Origin of the sequence: Pseudarthrobacter humi (genome assembly GCF_024294965.1) — a bacterium.
In the GTDB taxonomy this organism is placed as follows: Bacteria; Actinomycetota; Actinomycetes; order Actinomycetales; family Micrococcaceae; genus Arthrobacter; species Arthrobacter humi.
Genome location: NZ_JANCLV010000019.1, coordinates 25,350 through 42,676, shown reverse-complemented (window position 1 = coordinate 42,676; position 17,327 = coordinate 25,350). Strand labels below are relative to the sequence as shown.

General features: G+C 66.4%; 20 protein-coding genes. 9 read left to right on the top strand and 11 right to left on the bottom strand.

From position 1 onward, the window contains the following. The first annotated feature begins 118 nt into the window (after positions 1-118). Positions 119-760 carry a PadR family transcriptional regulator gene (locus NFC73_RS19000; RefSeq protein WP_254752791.1) on the top strand — a complete coding sequence of 214 codons (642 nt, stop codon included), beginning with the start codon at positions 119-121 and terminating at the stop codon, positions 758-760. A gap of 22 nt (positions 761-782) precedes the next feature. Here NFC73_RS19000 and NFC73_RS18995 read toward each other — a convergent pair whose 3' ends face one another. Further along, positions 783-2,084, bottom strand: a complete 1,302-nt coding sequence (locus tag NFC73_RS18995) for an ammonium transporter (protein ID WP_254752789.1) — start codon at positions 2,082-2,084, stop codon at positions 783-785. A 353-nt stretch (positions 2,085-2,437) separates the two neighbouring features. Here NFC73_RS18995 and NFC73_RS18990 point away from each other — a divergent pair, with 353 nt between their 5' ends. Further along, on the top strand, positions 2,438-3,232 hold the full coding sequence (locus tag NFC73_RS18990) for an alpha/beta fold hydrolase (RefSeq protein WP_254752787.1): 795 nt from the start codon (positions 2,438-2,440) through the stop codon (positions 3,230-3,232). 62 nt (positions 3,233-3,294) lie between these two features. On the opposite strand, the gene NFC73_RS18985 is transcribed toward NFC73_RS18990, so the two are convergent. Further along, positions 3,295-4,089 (bottom strand): carbon-nitrogen hydrolase family protein, encoded by a 795-nt coding sequence (locus tag NFC73_RS18985; protein ID WP_254752785.1) that lies wholly within the window; start codon positions 4,087-4,089, stop codon positions 3,295-3,297. 32 nt (positions 4,090-4,121) lie between these two features. On the opposite strand from NFC73_RS18985, the gene NFC73_RS18980 reads away from it, so the two are divergent. Then, positions 4,122-4,778, top strand: a complete 657-nt coding sequence (locus NFC73_RS18980) for a GntR family transcriptional regulator (protein WP_254752783.1) — start codon at positions 4,122-4,124, stop codon at positions 4,776-4,778. 90 nt (positions 4,779-4,868) lie between these two features. Here the strand turns inward: NFC73_RS18980 and NFC73_RS18975 are convergent, their stop codons facing one another. After that, on the bottom strand, positions 4,869-6,260 hold the full coding sequence (locus NFC73_RS18975) for an MFS transporter (protein WP_254752781.1): 1,392 nt from the start codon (positions 6,258-6,260) through the stop codon (positions 4,869-4,871). 150 nt (positions 6,261-6,410) lie between these two features. Between NFC73_RS18975 and NFC73_RS18970 the strand changes: the two genes are divergently transcribed. After that, positions 6,411-7,097, top strand: coding sequence for a DUF2848 domain-containing protein (locus NFC73_RS18970; RefSeq protein WP_254752779.1), 687 nt, complete (start codon positions 6,411-6,413; stop codon positions 7,095-7,097). A 53-nt stretch (positions 7,098-7,150) separates the two neighbouring features. After that, positions 7,151-7,549 carry a DUF3592 domain-containing protein gene (locus NFC73_RS18965; protein ID WP_254752777.1) on the top strand — a complete coding sequence of 133 codons (399 nt, stop codon included), beginning with the start codon at positions 7,151-7,153 and terminating at the stop codon, positions 7,547-7,549. Between the two features lie 15 nt (positions 7,550-7,564). Here NFC73_RS18965 and NFC73_RS18960 read toward each other — a convergent pair whose 3' ends face one another. From NFC73_RS18960 to NFC73_RS18945, 4 genes are all read right to left on the bottom strand, one after another. Beyond that, positions 7,565-7,906, bottom strand: coding sequence for a DUF202 domain-containing protein (locus NFC73_RS18960; RefSeq protein ID WP_254752775.1), 342 nt, complete (start codon positions 7,904-7,906; stop codon positions 7,565-7,567). Positions 7,907-7,910: 4 nt separating this feature from the next. Then, positions 7,911-8,315 (bottom strand): YidH family protein, encoded by a 405-nt coding sequence (locus tag NFC73_RS18955; RefSeq protein ID WP_254752773.1) that lies wholly within the window; start codon positions 8,313-8,315, stop codon positions 7,911-7,913. 22 nt (positions 8,316-8,337) lie between these two features. Continuing rightward, the gene (locus tag NFC73_RS18950; RefSeq protein ID WP_254752771.1) at positions 8,338-9,231 is read right to left on the bottom strand and encodes a hypothetical protein; all 894 of its coding nucleotides are present in this window, start codon (positions 9,229-9,231) and stop codon (positions 8,338-8,340) included. A 103-nt stretch (positions 9,232-9,334) separates the two neighbouring features. After that, positions 9,335-9,673, bottom strand: a complete 339-nt coding sequence (locus NFC73_RS18945) for a YnfA family protein (protein WP_252570602.1) — start codon at positions 9,671-9,673, stop codon at positions 9,335-9,337. A 75-nt stretch (positions 9,674-9,748) separates the two neighbouring features. Here NFC73_RS18945 and NFC73_RS18940 point away from each other — a divergent pair, with 75 nt between their 5' ends. From NFC73_RS18940 to NFC73_RS18925, 4 genes are all read left to right on the top strand, one after another. Then, positions 9,749-10,783: an LLM class flavin-dependent oxidoreductase gene (locus tag NFC73_RS18940; protein ID WP_254752767.1), complete on the top strand. Its 1,035-nt coding sequence runs from the start codon at positions 9,749-9,751 to the stop codon at positions 10,781-10,783. A 102-nt stretch (positions 10,784-10,885) separates the two neighbouring features. After that, on the top strand, positions 10,886-11,089 hold the full coding sequence (locus NFC73_RS18935; protein ID WP_141141640.1) for a hypothetical protein: 204 nt from the start codon (positions 10,886-10,888) through the stop codon (positions 11,087-11,089). Positions 11,090-11,222: 133 nt separating this feature from the next. Further along, entirely contained in the window at positions 11,223-12,320 is a 1,098-nt protein-coding gene (locus NFC73_RS18930; protein ID WP_058931257.1) for a ferredoxin reductase, read from the top strand. Between the two features lie 13 nt (positions 12,321-12,333). Beyond that, positions 12,334-13,518 carry a fatty acid desaturase family protein gene (locus tag NFC73_RS18925; protein WP_254752765.1) on the top strand — a complete coding sequence of 395 codons (1,185 nt, stop codon included), beginning with the start codon at positions 12,334-12,336 and terminating at the stop codon, positions 13,516-13,518. Positions 13,519-13,581: 63 nt separating this feature from the next. Here NFC73_RS18925 and NFC73_RS18920 read toward each other — a convergent pair whose 3' ends face one another. The 4 genes from NFC73_RS18920 to NFC73_RS18905 all read right to left on the bottom strand — a co-directional run bounded on the left by NFC73_RS18920 (position 13,582) and on the right by NFC73_RS18905 (position 17,311). Further along, complete coding sequence (locus NFC73_RS18920) at positions 13,582-14,427, bottom strand: alpha/beta fold hydrolase (protein WP_254752763.1); 846 nt, start codon at positions 14,425-14,427, stop codon at positions 13,582-13,584. Between the two features lie 106 nt (positions 14,428-14,533). Then, the gene (locus NFC73_RS18915; RefSeq protein WP_254752761.1) at positions 14,534-14,731 is read right to left on the bottom strand and encodes a hypothetical protein; all 198 of its coding nucleotides are present in this window, start codon (positions 14,729-14,731) and stop codon (positions 14,534-14,536) included. A gap of 186 nt (positions 14,732-14,917) precedes the next feature. After that, the gene (locus tag NFC73_RS18910) at positions 14,918-16,516 is read right to left on the bottom strand and encodes a carbohydrate-binding domain-containing protein (RefSeq protein ID WP_254752759.1); all 1,599 of its coding nucleotides are present in this window, start codon (positions 16,514-16,516) and stop codon (positions 14,918-14,920) included. 33 nt (positions 16,517-16,549) lie between these two features. Beyond that, positions 16,550-17,311, bottom strand: coding sequence for a polyphosphate polymerase domain-containing protein (locus tag NFC73_RS18905; protein WP_254752757.1), 762 nt, complete (start codon positions 17,309-17,311; stop codon positions 16,550-16,552). Between the last annotated feature and the right edge of the window lie 16 nt (positions 17,312-17,327).

The following is a 17,327-nucleotide window of genomic DNA, read 5'->3' as shown; positions in this document are numbered from 1 at the left end:
CGGGCCTTGTCACGCGATACATACCGATATATCGTTAAGTGTCGGTGAGTAGTTGACCGATAACCACTCAACAAAGGCCAAGAAGCATTCAAAAAGACAGTGAAGGGACGATGCCACCATGAAAGGCATTCACGAAGACAAGTTTTTGGAACCGCCGTTCGGGCGGGGACAGTTTGGGCGGGGACGGTTTGAGCGCGGCAGGGGCCGCCGCGGACCGCACGGGCACCGCGGGGGAGGGTTTGGCCCGGGCTTTGGCCCACGGGGCGGATTTGGTCCCGGTTTTGGACCGGGCGGAGGGTTCGGTCCCGGCTTTGGGCCCGGTCCCCGGCGGGCAAGCAGGGGGGACGTCCGGTGGGCTATCCTGTCGCTGCTGGCAGAGGCCCCGTCCAACGGTTATGGCCTGATCAAGACCATCGCGGAGAAAACATCCGGCGCATGGCGGCCCAGCCCCGGGTCGATCTACCCCACACTCCAGCAGTTGGTGGACGAGGACCTCATTGCGCCCCTCAGCGAGGGCCGGCGGACCGACTTCACCCTCACCGACGCCGGCAAGGCCTACGTGGCCGAGCATGCGGAGGAACTGGAGAACGCGTGGAACAGCGATGCGGAAGGATCCGGACCCGCCTTCCACCAGAGTGTGGGCAAGCTGATGGGGGTCATTCATCAGTTCCGCACGGCAGCTACGGAAGAACAGCGCAATGCTGCCGTGGAAAAACTGGACGAAACCCGCCGCGCGCTCTACCGGATCCTGGCCGACTGAGCGCTGTTGGAACCCTGTGGCCTCAGGCGAACGTGTCTTCCTTGGCGGGAGCGGCAGCCGGGGCCGTGACGCCGCGGCCCAGCGGGTTGAAGTGGCTGCCCAGCCCGCCGAAGGCGTAGGCGGTCTCGGCATGCTCGGAGAGATCCACCCCCGCCATCTCGGCCTCGTGGCTCACCCGGAACCCGATGGTCCTGTTGATGGCCCGGCCGATCACCAGGGTCACGCCGCCGGACAGGGCTACGGTGATCACGACCGCCACGGTCTGTGCCGTCAGTTGCTGGAGGCCGCCGCCATAGAAGAGGCCGCCGCCCTGGCCGTCCACGGGGAGGGCGACGAAGCCCAGGGCGAGCGTGCCGATGAGCCCGGCGCCGAGGTGGACTCCCACCACGTCCAGGGAGTCGTCCAGCCCGAACCGGTACTTCAGGTCAACAAACACGCCGCAGGCTGCACCGGCCACCAGGCCCAGGCCGATGGCGGCCACTGGGCTGATGTTGGCGCAGGACGGTGTGATGGCCACCAGGCCGGCCACAACACCGGAGGCTGCGCCCAGGGACGTGGGATGGCCGTGGCGGATCTTCTCCACCAGCAGCCAGCTGAGCATGGCCGCGGCCGGGGTGACCAGGGTGTTGATCCAGACCAGGCCGGCCTGCTCCGCGGTGGTGGCGGCGCCGCCATTGAACCCGAACCAGCCGAACCACAGGATGGCCGCGCCGAGCATGATGAAGGGGACATTGTGCGGGCGGTGGCTGGGATCCTTGGCGAAGCCGTGGCGCTGGCCAACCACCAGGGCAAGGACGAGGGCGGCCGTCCCGGAGCTGATTTCCACCACTGCACCGCCGGCGAAGTCGATGACCTGCCCGAAGGTCTCGGTGATGGCGCCGCCGGCGCTCATAAGCCCGCCGCCCCAGATCATGTAGGCCAAGGGGCAATAAACCAGCGTGACCCACAGCGGCACGAACACTGCCCAGGCGCTGAACTTGGCGCGGTCGGCGATGGCCCCGCTGATGAGGGCCACCGTGATGATGGCGAAGGTGGCGCTGAAGCCGGCCTTGATGAGGTCAGGGGAGCCCATGAGGTTCTGCAGCCCGAAGTTGGCGAAGGGGTTGCCGAAGATGCCCAGGATTCCCTCGCCGGTGGTCATCGAGTATCCCCACAGGACCCACACAACTCCCACGATGCCGGCGGAGATGAAGCTCATCATGATCATGTTCAGCGCTGCCTTGGCGCGCGTCATGCCGCCGTAGAAGAGACCGAGCCCGGGTGTCATAAGCAGCACCATCGCCGCCGCGATCATCATCCAGACGTGTTGCGCAGTGATCTCCACCGGTGGGTTCCTTCCATTGATCCTGAATACGGGGACTTTCCTACCTGGCCCGCGCAATTCCCCCCGATCAATATTTGTCGCCGCGTGTTTCCGTTTGCGCTTCGCTAAGTTGCGGATACGTTACGGCCCGGCGGCCTACGTGAAGATCGCATGACGGTGATGTTTCCGGCGTGTAAACGGGACCTGTTGAACGGCGCGGGGACGGGAAGCCCTGGGACTCCGATGCCAACGACGGCGGGCGCCGGTCCGCGCAGGTGGTGAGAAGCCGCCGTCGGGCGCTGAAAGGGCAACGTTTCCTGAACATGAACGGCGGCTCACCGCCGCAGGGCGCCGCTTTGACGTAGCGTGGGGGAGTGCATCAGGCGGTCCGGGAATTTACGGTGCGCGGAGCTCGCGGCGTGGAGCTCCGCTGCTACGTCGCGGGCGGCAGAGGGCCCGCCGTTCTGTTCCTTCACGGCCTCGCCGGAAGTGCCCGCGAGTTCCTACCAACGGCGGCAGCGCTCCCCGAACGGCGGACGGTCCTGATGGATCTGCGCGGCCATGGGGGCAGCACGCGGCACCCGGCCGATGTTTCGCGGGAAGCCTACGTGGCCGACGTCGTCCGCGTCATTGAGGAAGTAGGCCCGCCAGTGGTCCTGGTGGGGCAGTCGATGGGCGGCCACACGGCCATGCTGGTGACCGCCTCCCGGCCGGACCTCGTAACACAGTTGGTGCTGCTGGAGGTTGATGCCGGTGGAGGACGCAGCGAAGACCACGAAGCCATGGGGGATTATTTCCGGTCCTGGCCCGTGCCGTTCAGCAGCCGGGCCGCTGCCTCTGCCTTCCTTGGCGACGCGCCGCTGGCGCAGGCCTGGGCGGCGGACTTGGAGGAGCGCGATGATGGGTTCTGGCCACGGTTCGACGCCGGCGTGATGGTGGCGGCCATTGGCCCGGTGCGTGTGCCGCGGCGGACTGAGTGGGAGCGGGTGTCCGCCCCCACGCTGGTGGTTTATGGGCAGGAGGGCCTGTTTGATGAAGCGGCCAAGGCTGAGTTTGTCCGGCGGGGCAGGAACGTAACGCGGATGGATCTCACGGGGGCCTCGCATGATGCGCACCTGGACTGCTTTGGGCCGTGGCTGGCTGCGCTCAGGGGATTTGTGCTTTCCTGAGCGCGGGCCAGCCCCCGCGCCCCCACCCCGCGGGGAGAATCCGCGGGGCTGGCCCCGCCGGGTCAGAAGGTCCGGGCGTTGGCCAGGACGGGCAGTTGGACTCGGACCTCGGCAACGACGGCCGGGTCAATGTCGACGACGGCGAGTTCCGGTTCGCCGCCGAGGGCCACCAGGGCGGCACCCAGGGGAGAGATGACGGCGCTGTGGCCGACGCCGGTGGGAGCCTTGCCGGCAGAGGCGATGCCGACGCTTGCCGGGTCGCCTTGTCCGCAGGCCACTACAAAGGTGGTGCTGTCCAGGGCGCGGGCCCGGACCAGGAGGTCCCACTGCTCTGCCTTGCCCTCGCCGGCGCCCCACGAGGCGCAGACAATGTTGACCTGGGCGCCGGCTTTGGCGTTGGCCGTAAACAGTGCCGGGAAGCGCACGTCATAGCAGGTCGCCAGGCCGAACGTGGTGCCGTTCACTTCGAAGGTCACGGGGGCTGTTCCGGCGTCCACGGTATCGGACTCGGCGAATCCGAATGCATCAAAGAGGTGGATCTTGTCGTAGGACGTCTCGACGCCGGGGCCGGTGACCAGCAGCGTGTTCCGCACCCGGCCGCCGTCGCCCGGGGTGAACATGCCCGCCACCACCGCGATGTCCAGCTCTTGGGCAATGCTGCGGACGGCGGCAGCCCACGGCCCGTCCAGCGGCTCGGCAATGTCCTTCAGGCTGTTGCCGAAGGCGCGCATGGCGGCTTCCGGGAACACCACGAGCTCCGCTCCGGCGGCTTTGGCCCGCGTGGCGTAGTCTCTGATGAGCTCCAGGTTGGCGGCCAGGTCGGCTCCGGTGATGATTTGGGCCACTGCTAAACGCATGAAATTACTCCAGTCTGTTGTATACATAAAGTATGCGAAAAAGTTCGGGGACGGCGGCGTCCGGCCGCGAGAAGGCGTACGCGTACCTGCGCGAAAATATCCTGGTTGACCCGGCGGTGCAGGGGAAGTTCCTGAATGAGCAGGAGCTGGCCGCCGAGATCGGCGTCTCGCGAACTCCGGTCCGGGAGGCGCTCCTGCTGCTCGTCTCCGACGGCCTGGTGGAACTGATTCCGCAGCGCGGGGCCTATGTTCCGCCGGTGACGGGCCGTGAAATGTCGGAACTGATGGAACTCCGGGGTGTGCTGGAAAGCCATGCCGCCCGCCTGGTTATCGAACAGAACCGCGTTCCTGCGAAGACGATGCAGGACACCCTGGACCTGCAGGCCCGGCTTCCCGAGCAACTGACTGCGGAGGCTGCGCAGGAGTTCATCCGGCTGGACACCCTTTTCCATCAGGCGCTGATCGACGCCGCCGGCAATGAGCTCATCTCCCGAACCTACAGCAAGCTCCATGTCCGGCAGATCCTGGTGGGCGTCTCGGCCTTGTTCCGCACCGGAGACCGGCGCGGACAGGTGTGCGCCGAACACCAGGACATCCTCGATGCCCTGATGTCCGGCGACGCCGCGAAGGCGCAGGAGGCCATTGACCATCACCTGGCTATCACCCGGGATATCCTGCTCCGCACCTGAGGGAGTTTTTGTCCACATAATGCGAGTTGGAAGCCGTCGTTTTGGGTGCATTATGTGGACAAAAACTCAGGTCTGGTGAGTGGGGAATCGTCAGTTGCCTTTGCTGTGGGCAACCTGCTGGCGCTCGAGTGCGGATCCTTCCAGCAGCAGGCGGTAGTCCTCGTCCTCGACAGTGTTGGAATCGCGGCCGAGGGCCAGGCCCACGGCGGTGACGCCTGCAGCGACTGCCACGTAGATGGCCACCGGAATCCAGGTGCCGAACTGCGCCAGCAGCAATGTGAACATCAGCGGGGCGATGGCGCCGCCGATCACACCGGCGAACGTGTAGGCCAGGGAGCTGCCCGTGGACCGGAGCCTCGGTGAGAACTGCTCGACGATGAAGGCAGCCTGCGGGCCGTACATAAACGAGTGCGCCATGAGGCCCAGCACAATGCCGGCAATGAGCATCGGCTCGTTGTCGCCGCCTAGGACGCCGAAGAAGATGAACGTCCACACGGCGCCCACTACAGCCGCGGTGCCGTAGACCAGGCGTCGGTTGAAGCGGTCGGACACAGCGCCTGCCAGCGGGATCATAAAGAGCTGGAACGCGGAGCCGATCAGGACTGCCGTGAGCACCTGGCTGCGTTCGTAGCCGAGTGTCTGGATTCCGTAGGTGAGGGTGAAAACGGTGAACAGGGCGTAGAGCACGTCCGGGCCCACCCGGCACAGCGTGGCGGCAATGAGGGGCCGGAGCTCCGTGCTGAAGACCTCACGAACAGGGGCGTGGGGCTGTTCGCCGTGGGCCTCGATGGCCTTGAAGATGGGGGTGTCTTCCAGCTTCAGGCGGATCCAGAGGCCGAAACCGACCAGCACGGCCGAGACCAGGAACGCGATGCGCCAGCCGAAACCGATGAACTGTTCCTCGGTCAGGGCGAGGGTCAGGACAGCCAGGGCGCCGTTGGCCATCAGGTTGCCGGCGGGCGGGCCCACCTGGGCTGCAGACGCCCAGAAGCCGCGCCGGTGGGGGTCGCCGTATTCGCTGGAAAGCAGCACGGCGCCGCCCCATTCGCCGCCGACTCCCACGCCCTGGGCGAACCGCAGCAGCACCAGGATGATCGGGGCAGCGATGCCGATGGTTGCGTAGCCTGGCAGCACGCCGATCAGGACGGTGGCCACGCCGATGATCATCAGGGTGGTCACCAGCACCTTCTTGCGTCCGATCCGGTCACCCAGGCGGCCGAATATGATGCCACCAACAGGCCGGGACACGTAGCCCACCGCATAGGTGGAGAAGGCCAGGATGGTGCCCGTCAGCGGATCGGATGAAGGGAAGAACACGAGGGGAAATACGACGGCGGCCGCAGCCGAGTAGACGGCGAAGTCGTACCACTCTAGGGCGGTGCCGGTCAGGCTGGCGGCGAAGGCCTTGTACAGGCCCTTGGGGTGAATCGGCTTGTCCGGACGTGGCGCTGTGCCGGAAGCCGGAACTGGGACGTTAGCCATGGGTGTTGTCCTCCACGAGATGTTTACGGTGACGCCTGTCACGCTGGCGTTAAATGTATACATTACGCATACTGGATGTACATTGGCCACCGTTTCCGGTTTCCAGTTTGTAAATTTCTCCAGCAGGACATGCAAAAGGATGGACAGAACATGACGACTCTGAGCTTCGAACTTCCCGACGGCAGCACCCGGACAGTCCAGGTCAGGCACCTCCTGAACGCCGGATATGCGGGGCGGGAGCAGGAGGAAGTGCAGGCACACATTGCCGAACTGGCTGAACTGGGCGTTCCGGGCCCCGCCACCACGCCGGCGCTCTACCCGGTCTCGCCGTACCTGGCGCAGCAGGTTTCCGAAGTCCGCGTGCAGCATGCCCGCACCTCCGGGGAAGCCGAATGGGCGCTGGTCATCACGGACGACGGCGTGCTGCTGACGGTCGCATGCGACCACACGGACCGCGAGCTTGAGGTCCATGGCGTGGCCTGGAGCAAGAACGCCAGCCCGGACGTCCTCGGCCGCAAGGCGTGGCGCCTGGAGGACGTGCGCGGCCACCTGGACCAGATCACGTTGAAGGGCTGGGTGGGGGAGGGTGACACCCCTGACACGCTGATTCAGGACAGCTCGCTGGAAGCCCTGCTGACGCCGGATTACTGGCTCGACGTGCTGACCGAGCGCGGCCTGAATGAGCCGGGGACGGTCCTCATTTCCGGCACCGTGGCCATGACCAGCGGCGTGAACCAGTTCGCCCGCAGCTGGAAAGTGGAGATGACAGATCCCGTGACCGGATCCACCGTGGATGCCCGGTACGTGGTGGAGCAGATGGCCGAGCCCATCGGCTGATTCCGCCGGGCGGGGGCACGCTGGGGATCGCAACTCCCGGTAGCATCATTGCTATGCCCACTGCGCTTGAAATGGCAGGTCCCATCCTGGAGATGATGACCTGGCTGTGCCTTCCGCCGGGGCTTGCCCTGTTGTTCTACTCGGGCATCCTTCGGCGGTTTGTGCACCCCTGGAACGTAGCGGAAGCGGTGGTCTACGCGGACGCTACCGGAACGGGCTTCCGCTGGTTTGACCGCAAGTTCCAGGTCCACCACGCGCCGATGTCGCCCTACGACATCAAGGACCTGGCCGTGGGCGACACGCTGCCGATCTACTACCACCCCAAGCGCCCCACGCAGTGGCAGACCGCAGCGCCCGAACCGGTGGGGCGGACCGCCGTCGTGCTTGGCCGCGTGCTCACCGGGATCGGTGCCGCGGCGTTCATCGCGGGCTTCCTGCTGCCGATGTTCTGACGTAGTGCGGCTGAATCAGCCGGCCAGCACCACGCCGATGCCGAGCGCGCCCAGCGCAACACCCGCAAAGGCGGTCCAGAGCACCGCGGACGTATCGGCGTCGACCTTTTCGCGCGAAATTCCCCGCGCGCTGGCGCCGTACCGCCGGCGCTGAGTCAGGTAGATGGCCGCCGCTGCGGCCACGGATACGGCGAAAAGCAGCAGGATGGGGAAGCCGTGGTGGGGCAGCCAGCGCAGGAAGATGGCGCTGACCGTCACCAGCGCCATCATGGTCCGGCCCCACGCCAGCGTGGTCCGCTCGGGCTGGAGCCCGGGATCCCCGTGCGGCCCGGGGTCCGGAAGCCTGGTGCGGACCACCGGGCTAACGCCAGAGGATAAAGACCAGGACGACGGCGGCAGCCAGTGCCCCCGCGCCGGCCAGCAGCGGCACAATGAGCGGCAGCGGGAGGGGAGTCTTGCTGCGCATGCTCCGTTCGACGCGGATCCAGCGCCCTGCGGCGCCGGCGCTCAGCAGCATGCCCAGGAGCAGGAGCAGTACCGCCAGGCTCTTGCGGACCGGTTCCGGGAACAGGTCCGAGGTGAAGGCCTCGATGGCGATGCCGCCGGCCAGAAGCGCCAGCGCCGTGCGGATCCACGCGAGGAAGGTTCGTTCATTGGCCAGCGTGAAGCGAGGGTCCGGCTCGGTGCCGCCGGGCAGCAGCCGTTCCGCGATTTTTCCGCGCGACGGCGGCACGGGGTCGTTGGGCGGCGTCTGGTTGCTGGGCACGGGGCCAGTTTAGCCTTTGGCGTCAGCCGGTCCTGGACGAGATCGAAACCACGGCGCTGATGAAAACCGGAAGCGCGGCGGCACTGATCAGCACTATCGCCCCGGCACCCACCCAAGCCGGCACTGTCCGGCGGGGCCGCGCGGATCTCAGCCAGGAAACCGGAACGACGCTCAGCCAGAGGAACACGAGGAGGGTCCCAAGGACGACGAGGACTGCGAACGGTGGAAACAAGATGGTACCAGCGAGCAACGGAACATAGAATTTAGCCGCTTCGGGGCCCCACAGCGGAAGGCGCTCACTCCACCAACCCGCCGCGGCAGCGACGACGGAGCCGTGAAGGAGGGCAAGTCCGGCATACAGTGCCACCGACAGCCAGCCGGGTCCAACAATGTTGAAATCGATGTTGTCCGCGCGCAGCGGATCCATCAAGGACCCTACCCACACGAGGAGGAGCAAACCGAACATCGGTCCGGCGAGACGTCCGCGTGGAAGCCAGCGGCGCACGAGGGGGAACAGGATCGCGGCAAGGAAGCCGGCCGGCAGGCCACCGAAGAACAGCAGGGCCATGGTCCCCCCAACGCTGGGAATTCCCACGAATGCCTGGGCCTCCGTTAGCCGGCCCTGTGCGGAAGCGGGGGATGTGTCCGCCAAAATGCGCATGACCAGCCGCCCACCGGGCCAGGCGGCAAGCAACGCCGAGACCAGTGCGGAAAAGGACACGACGTTTGCCCACCAGAAGAACCGGCGCAGCGCGCTCAGTTTCAGGTCAGTCCGGAACTCTTGCCCGCCGGTGCCCTTGGAGGGGTGGGGTCGTGAGGCGGATGGCTCACGGATGCTGCGGCCTCCCCACAGCACCACCACCAGCAGGCCAAGGAGCAGAAAAAGGGCGGACCCCACCACAACTATTGTGGCCATCGCTGATCACCATCCACATCCAAAGGATGGATCAATTGTGCTCCCAACCGCGGGTACGGGCTACCTCCGCTGGGCGTTTGCGAACGCTGTCACGTCGCCAGGGTCAGCCCGCGTTTCGCGGGGCAAACATGATCACAGCCACCCCGACCAGGCAGATGACGGAACCCGCGATGTCCCACCGGTCCGGCCGGAAACCGTCGAAGATCATTCCCCACGCCAGCGAACCAGCCACAAACACGCCGCCGTAGGCGGCCAGAATCCGGCCGAAATGGGCGTCTGGCTGGAGGGTGGCCACAAAACCGTAGAGGCCCAGGGCAATCACGCCCAGCCCTGCCCACCACCAGTCCTTGCCCTCACGGACTGACTGCCACACGAGCCACGCGCCGCCGATCTCGGCAGCAGCGGCCAGGACGAACAGCACAGTCGTTTTGGCGATCGCCACGGTTTCAGCAGGAATACTCACAGGCTCATCATGCCAGCCGGGAATGCGGCCACCCGGCGTGAGGTTGGGCCTTACATGCAACGCATCGGATTCCTTTCCTTCGGCCACTGGGGCCCCGGCCGGGGCTCCCGCACCAGAACCGCCGGCGAGGCCCTCCGCCAGGGCATTGAGCTGGCGGTGGCCGCCGAGGAACTCGGCATCGACGGCGCCTTCTTCCGGGTGCACCACTTCGCCCGTCAGCAGGCATCCCCCTTCCCGCTGCTGGCAGCCATCGCGGCCCGGACCAGCCGGATAGAGATGGGCACGGGCGTGATCGACATGCGCTACGAAAATCCGCTGTACATGGCCGAGGAAGCCGCCGCCACGGATCTGATCAGCGGCGGCAGGCTGCAGCTGGGCATCAGCCGTGGTTCACCCGAGCCCGCCCGGAACGGGGCCGCCGCCTTCGGCCACCAACCGGCGGAAGCGGAGACCGCCGCAGACATGGCCCGCCGGCACACAGCCCAGTTCCGGCACGCCATCAGCGGCGCCGGCGTGGCCGAGGCGGACCCGCGTTACGCCGGGGGAGCCATCGGCCTGTTGCCGGTCCAGCCACAGTCGCCGGGCCTCGCAGAGCGGATCTGGTGGGGCGCCGGAAGCCGCAGCACCGCCGTGTGGGCGGCCGGCCTGGGCATGAACCTGATGAGCTCCACCCTGCTCACCGAGGACACCGGCGTCCCCTTCGACCAGCTGCAGGCGGAGCAAATCCAACTCTTCTGGGACGCCTGGGCAGCGGCAGGCCACAGCCACCAGCCGCGGGTCTCCGTCAGCCGGAGCATCCTGCCAATCGTGGACGACGAGGACAGCAGGTATTTTGCGGGCAGTGCGCTGCGGGACAGCCGGGACCAGGTGGGCGTCATCGACGGCCTGACGGCACGCTTTGGCAAGACCTATGCGGGTGCTCCGGATGTCCTGGCCGACCAGTTGGCAGCCGATGCCGCGGTCCAGGCCGCGGACACCCTGCTGGTGACAGTGCCCAACCAGCTGGGCGTTGACTTCAATGCCAAAATGCTGGGAAACATCGCCCGGTACATTGCGCCCGCCGTCGGCTGGACCCCGGCCCATTCCTGATTCGGCGTAATTTCCGCTGGGTGATCCGCCCGGAAGGGAATATCCTGAGAAGGTACGGGCCGCGGTGGCCCGGCTATTTGTCACGGCCTAGAGAGGCTTACCATGTCCGAAAAGCTCCACCTGACACCGGAAGATGAGTTCCCGGAAGATCTTTCCACCGTTCCGGACCGGGAACTGCAGGTTCTGGACAGCCAGGTGCAGCGTCAACTGGACTATGAGTACGTGGCCGAGGGGGAGCCGAACCCGGAGACGGAGTTCAGGCACCACGACCTCGATGAGGAATTCGAAGATCGGGACAGCCGCTGACCCGGGAACCATCCGCAAGCCACAGCCGTTAGGCTTGTAGCGGGCTTGGGGGGCTAAGGCCCCAACATTACTGCGTGACTGCGGAACGGTCAGGAGAGAGAAATATGGCTCGCGCCGCTTTAGGTTTGACTGCATGATCCGGCTACGTCAGCTGGCACAGGCGGCTTCCGTACTGACAACGCCATTGGCACCGGAAGACATTCTGGCGCTCTTTAATCCTGTTTTCTCCGCGCGCCAGCTGCGTGGAGTGGTGACCCGTGTGGTCCAGGAAACGGCACAGTCGGCCACCATCTTCTTCCGTCCCGGCCGCGGCTGGCATTCCCACCTGGCTGGTCAGTGGGCGCGCATCGGTGTTGAGCTGGACGGCGTCCGCCACTGGCGCTCTTATTCGCTGAGCGCCCCCGCCGGCAAGGACCCGGCCATCACCGTCACCGACGTCGGCGCTGTTTCCGGAACCCTGGTCCGGACCACGAAACCGGGCGACGTCCTTTTCCTGGCACCCCCGCAAGGCGACTTCGTCCTGCCTGAGCACCCCAGGCCGCTCCTGATGGTCACCGCCGGCAGCGGCATCACTCCGGTGATGTCCATGATCCGCACGCTTGTTCCCCGCCGCCCGGATGCCGACGTCGTCCTGGTGCATTCAGCCCGCACCCCCGGCGACAGCCTCTTCCGCGAGGAACTCGCCGAACTGGCTGACCAGTTCCCCAACTTCCGGCTGGCCCACTGGTACACCGGCGAACAGGGCCGGATGGACCTGACCAACACGGCCGAGCTCGATGAGATCTGCCCGGACTGGAAGGAACGGGCCGCTTACGCGTGCGGCCCGGACAGTTTCCTGGACGACGCCGAGGCCCTGTGGAAGCAGGCGTCCCTCACCGCCGGTGCCCCCGGCTCCGATGTTGCGCTCGCCGGCGATCCCGGCAACCTCATGATTGAGCGGTTCAACACCACCTTCGCCGGGGGTGTTGGGCACGACGGCGGCCTGGTCACCTTTGAGGCGTCGGACCGGGAAGTTGACGCCGACGGCGATACTCCGCTGCTCGACGTCGGCGAAGACGCCGGGGTGCTGATGCCCAGCGGCTGCCGGATGGGAATCTGCCACAGTTGCCTGACTCCGCTCCTGGCCGGACAGGTCCGTGACCTTCGCACGAATGAGGTCCACGGCGAACCCGGCCAACTAATCCAAACGTGTGTCTCGGCAGCCGCCGGACCCGTCAACCTCGAACTCTGAGGAGCAATACCGCATGTCAGTAGTTTCAGAAAGCAAGAAAGTCTCAGAAAGCACCGCCCCCACCGGAGCGGCAAAGACGCGCCCCGGAGCGCTGGCCGAGTCCGGCAGCCCCCTGGTCCGCCCTCCTGCCGCCGCGCACCTTACTGACGAACAGGTGGCTGAGCTGGGCCGCGAACTCGACGCGATCCGCGACGAAATCCTGGCCAAGCGCGGCGCCTCCGACGCCGCCTACATCCGCCGCATGATCAAGATCCAGCGCGGGCTGGAGATCTCCGGCCGCGCGGCACTGCTGGTCAGCAAGAACAAGGCAGCCTGGGTCACCGGCACTACGCTGCTGAGCTTCGCCAAGATCCTGGAAAACATGGAACTCGGCCACAACATCCTCCACGGGCAGTGGGACTGGATGCGGGATCCTGACATCCACTCCACCACGTGGGAGTGGGACTTCGTCACCCCGTCGCGCGCCTGGCAGCACACGCACAATGACCTCCACCACCGCTGGACCAACGTCGTAGGCAAGGACAACGACGTCGGGTACAACCTCCTCCGCATGGACGAGAACCAGCCGTGGCAGCCCCACAACCTGGGCAACCCGCTGTACAACGCCATCCTTTCCCCGCTCTTCGAATGGGGCATCGCCATCTACGACCTTGAGCTTGCCGAGTACCAGGCAGGCAAGAAGTCCAAGGAAGCGCTCGTCAAGGACCTCAAGGCTTTGGGCCGCAAGGTGGTCACCCAGTTCACCAAGGACTACGCCGCCACTCCGGCCGTCGCCATGCTGACCGGTTCCGGCAAGCAGGCGCTCTACGGCACCCTGACCGCCAACGCCGTCCGCAACGTGTGGGCACACGCCGTGATCTTCTGCGGCCACTTCCCGGAAGGCACCGACACCTTCACCGAGGAAATGGTGGAAGGCGAAACCCGCGGTGACTGGTACGTCCGCCAGATGATCGGTTCCGCCAACATCTCCGGTTCCAAGTTCATGCACCTGATGACCGGCAACCTGTCGCACCAGATCGAGCACCACCTCTTCCCGGACCTGCCGTCCAACCGGTACGCCGAGGTTGCTCCGCGGGTCCGCGAGATCTGCCAGCGTTATGGCCTGAAGTACACCACGGGTCCGCTGCTGAAGCAGGTGGGATCGTCCTGGGCGAAGGTCTTCAAGCTGGCGCTGCCGGGCAAGGCCGCCAAGGGTTGAGCTGACTGAGCCTTAAGAGTGGAAGGGCCAGGCAAAAACCCCTGGCCCTTCCACTCTTTTTTGTTATCCGGTCTGCTTCTTCAGGAAGGCGAGCAGGGCTTCGTTGACTTCCGCAGCGTGCGTCCACAGCAACCCGTGCGGGGCGCCGTCGATCTCCACGTACTCCGCTGACGGCAGGGCCTTGGCGAACCGGCGGCCGGTGACGTCGATGGGGAGAATGTTGTCCTCCGTGCCGTGGACAATCAGCGCGGGGACATCGATCCGGGGGATGTCGCCGCGGAAGTCGGTCAGCCAGGTGGGCTGCGCGGCGACTGATGCGGCGGCGCCGGCTCCTGCGGCGATTTTCCAGCTGGCGTCCAGGACTTCCTGGCTGAGCCGCGGCGTGCCCAGGAACGTGTCCGAGTTGTAGAAGTTCTTGAAGAATTGCGTGAAGAACGCGTACCGGTCCGCGGTGACGGCTTCGGTGAGCCCGTCAAAAACGTCCTGGGGTACGCCTTCCGGGTTGTCCCCGGTTTTCAGGACGAACGGTTCCAGCGATCCGAGGAACACTGCGCGGGCCACCCGGGCGGAGCCATACGTGCTCAGGTAGCGGGCAACCTCGCCGGTACCCATGGAGAAGCCCACCAGCACGGCGCTGTTGACGTCCAGCGATTCCAGGAGGGTTTTGAGGTCGGCGGCGAACGTGTCGTAGTCGTAGCCGCTGGTGGTCTTGCTGGACTTGCCAAAGCCGCGGCGGTCGTAGGTGATCACGCGGTAGCCGGCCTCCAGAAGGGCAGTGGTCTGCTTTTCCCAGGACGATCCGTCCAGCGGGTAGCCGTGGATCAGGACAACGGGCTGGCCGCTCCCGTGGTCTTCGTAGTAGAGCTCGGTATCGGTGCTGTTCTCGGTTCCAACGGTGACGAATGCCATCTCGGCGGTCCTTTCGAATCTTCGGGATCAGTTTCGGGCGCAAGCAAAAGGCAGCACCCGGCATTCCCTACTCTAGGGACCGCCCGCCGGGGCACCAAGGATCTGGCTACTGGGAGGGTTGGGGCAGCTCGCAGCCGACCTGCGGGTTGACGCCCATGTAGTTCAAGGGCCCGGCGACGATGGTCACGGCCACCGTTCCCGCCGCGGCGCAGGACCCTGGAGCCCCGCCGAAATAGCCGCGCTGCCAGGCGGCGATTCCTCCGATGATCAGCCAGATGACAATCAGTGCTCCGAGAAACTTCATGGTGTCCTCCCATGGCGTGGCCTGTGCGTTCAAGTATGCGCCGATAACCCGAATCCAGACAGGACGCTCTCTCACTTAATGTCGCCTAATCCGGATCGCTCTCTCACTTTCTTGAGGAGAGTGAGAGAGCGTCCCAGGTATTCCTGCGTTAAGTGAGAGAGCGTCTGGACGGGGCTAGGGGTGGGGCTAGGGGCGGGCGCCGAAGCCGCCTCCGCCGCCCGGGCCCTGTGCTGCGGTGTACTCGCCGGCCGTCACGGTGCCCACCTCATCGGCGCCGTCCAGGGAACCCTGGCCCACCCCGGCGCTGACCGTGGCCGTGCCGCCGGTGTAGACGGTGTACTCCTCACCCTCGGTGATCGCTGCCGAGGAGAACACGAGCGACGCCGTCGTCTTGGTGGTCACGAAGGCACCCACCACAGTGCCGCTGGAGTCAGCGATCTGCACCACTGTGCCCGCCGGAACGGCTGAGCCGAGCGTCACCTGCACGCCGGACTGCGTCGAGGAGGTGCCCGGCGTGACCACCATGCCCACGCTTCCGGCCGCAGCAACAGTGCCGCCGGTGACGGTCAGCTCGCCGTTGACGTCCAGCGCCCCGTTGCCGGAGTTGGTGGGGCCGTTGACCACCACGGTGCCGCCGGAGATGCTGGCGTTGCCGTTGGAGTCCAGCCCGTCGCCCTGGGAGTTGATGGTCAGCGAGCCGCCGGTGACGTCCACGGTGTAGTCGCCGACGGCCATCTCGCCGCCACCGCCCATCCCGGCACCGGAAGTGGAGGTGGTGGACCCGCCCGAGGCGTTCACGCCGTCGTCGTTCGCCGTGACGTTGGCTGTGCCGCCGGACATCACGATGTGCTGGGCTTCCAGGCCTTCCTCAGACTCCTCCACGGTGGTGACGCCGCCGGCGATGGTGAGGGTGTTGAAGGCCTTGATGCCGTCGTCGGCCGCGCTGACGTTGAGGGTTCCGCCGTTGATGAGGACCCAGCCGCGGCCTTCGTCCTCCTCGTTGTCGGACGTGAAGCCGTCGTCGCCGGCGGTGACCTGGTAGGCGCCGTCGAGCAGGACCGCGTAGTCCTTGCCCACGATGCCGTCGTCCGTGGCGTCCACGGTGACGTTGCCGGCGGCCAGCACGAGGCCGTCCTTGGAGGAGATGCCGTCGTTGAAGTTGCCGTCCACGGTCAGAGAGCCGGTGCCGGCGATGGTCAGGTCTGCCTGGGAGTAGAAGGCGGCGTTCGGGGCGTCCTCGGCGGTGTCCGTGTAGGTGGAGTCGTCGCTCAGGGAGTTGGACGTGCCGTCCTCCAGGAACACGATGGCCTCGTTGGCGTTTTGCACCACAAACGGCGAGCCGGTGGAGCTGGAAATGTCGGCACCGTCCAGGATGATGCGCACCACGTCTTCCTCGCCGGCGGCCACCATCACCTGGCCGTCGGACAGCGATCCGCTCAGGCGGTAGGTGCCGGCCGCGCTGATGGTGACGGTGTCGCCGTCGACCGTTACAGCGTCCGACGACGAGCCGGAGGCTACTTTGCTGGCGCCGTCCGCCAGTGTGACGGCTACTTCGGCGGCCGCGTCCCAGGTGAGGTCGTCGGCGTCGTAGTGCGTGTCGGCGGCGAGGGTGTCCAGCGACACCGCGGCCTGGGCGGTTCCGGACGTGGTGGATGAGTTGGAACTGCCGGACGAGTTGGAGGTGGTTCCGGTGATGGACGTGCTGGTGCCGGCGGCGGAGCAGCCGGCCAGGCCCACGGCGAGGGCGAGGGCGGTGACGGACAGGGCGGTGCGGAAGCGGTTCATGGTGTGTTCCTTCGAAATTTGTGGGGGAGTGGGTCAGGCGGCGGGGCGGAGGTTCATGGTGCGGCGGAGGGTCCGGTTCCAGCGGTTGGCGGGCAGGTCCGGGCAGAGTGCCGCCATGCCGGTGGCGAACTTGGAGATCCTGGAGGGCCGGATGCCGTGGGCCCAGAGGTGCCGGTCCAGCGGGCCGGACGCCGAGCCGGACTTGGTTTCGAGGATCACCGCGCCGTCCAGGACCCAGGCCTGTTCGCCAGGGCGCTGCCAGGTGACGTTGGTGTCGATGGTGGCCCGGCTGCCGGATTCCGGCAGGTAGAGCGTGGTGCGGTGGTAGCGGGTTTCGAGGACCGGCCCGAGGGATCCGGCGGGCGCTCCGCCCACGGCCGTCGCAAGGGTTTCTTGGACGTAGTCCAGGCCTTCCGCCGTCAGCCGGGACCTGTCCGCGAGCTCGTAGGGGATGCGTTCCTTGACGGTGGCTTCGCGGGCGCCTTCGGTTTTGACCTCCAGGAAGCTGATGGCGCTGTCAACGTAGGTCCTGGTGCGGACCTTGTAGCGGCGGCGCCGGCCGTGGGCGGCGAGGAGGTAGCTGTCCAGCTGTGCGGTGTCGAAGTAGACGGAGTCGTAGGCGAAGCAGTGGGAGCCGTCCATCTCCAGGACCCGGACCTCGGCGTCGAACGCGGCCAGGAGCTCCTGGGCCAGGTCCTCGGGGACCACGTATTTGCGGTCCACCCGGGTCTGCAGCGCGGCTTCGGCGTTCAGTTCCTCCAGCCCCACGGCCGGCAGTCCGCTCAGGCTGTTCACGACGCCGGCGCCTGCG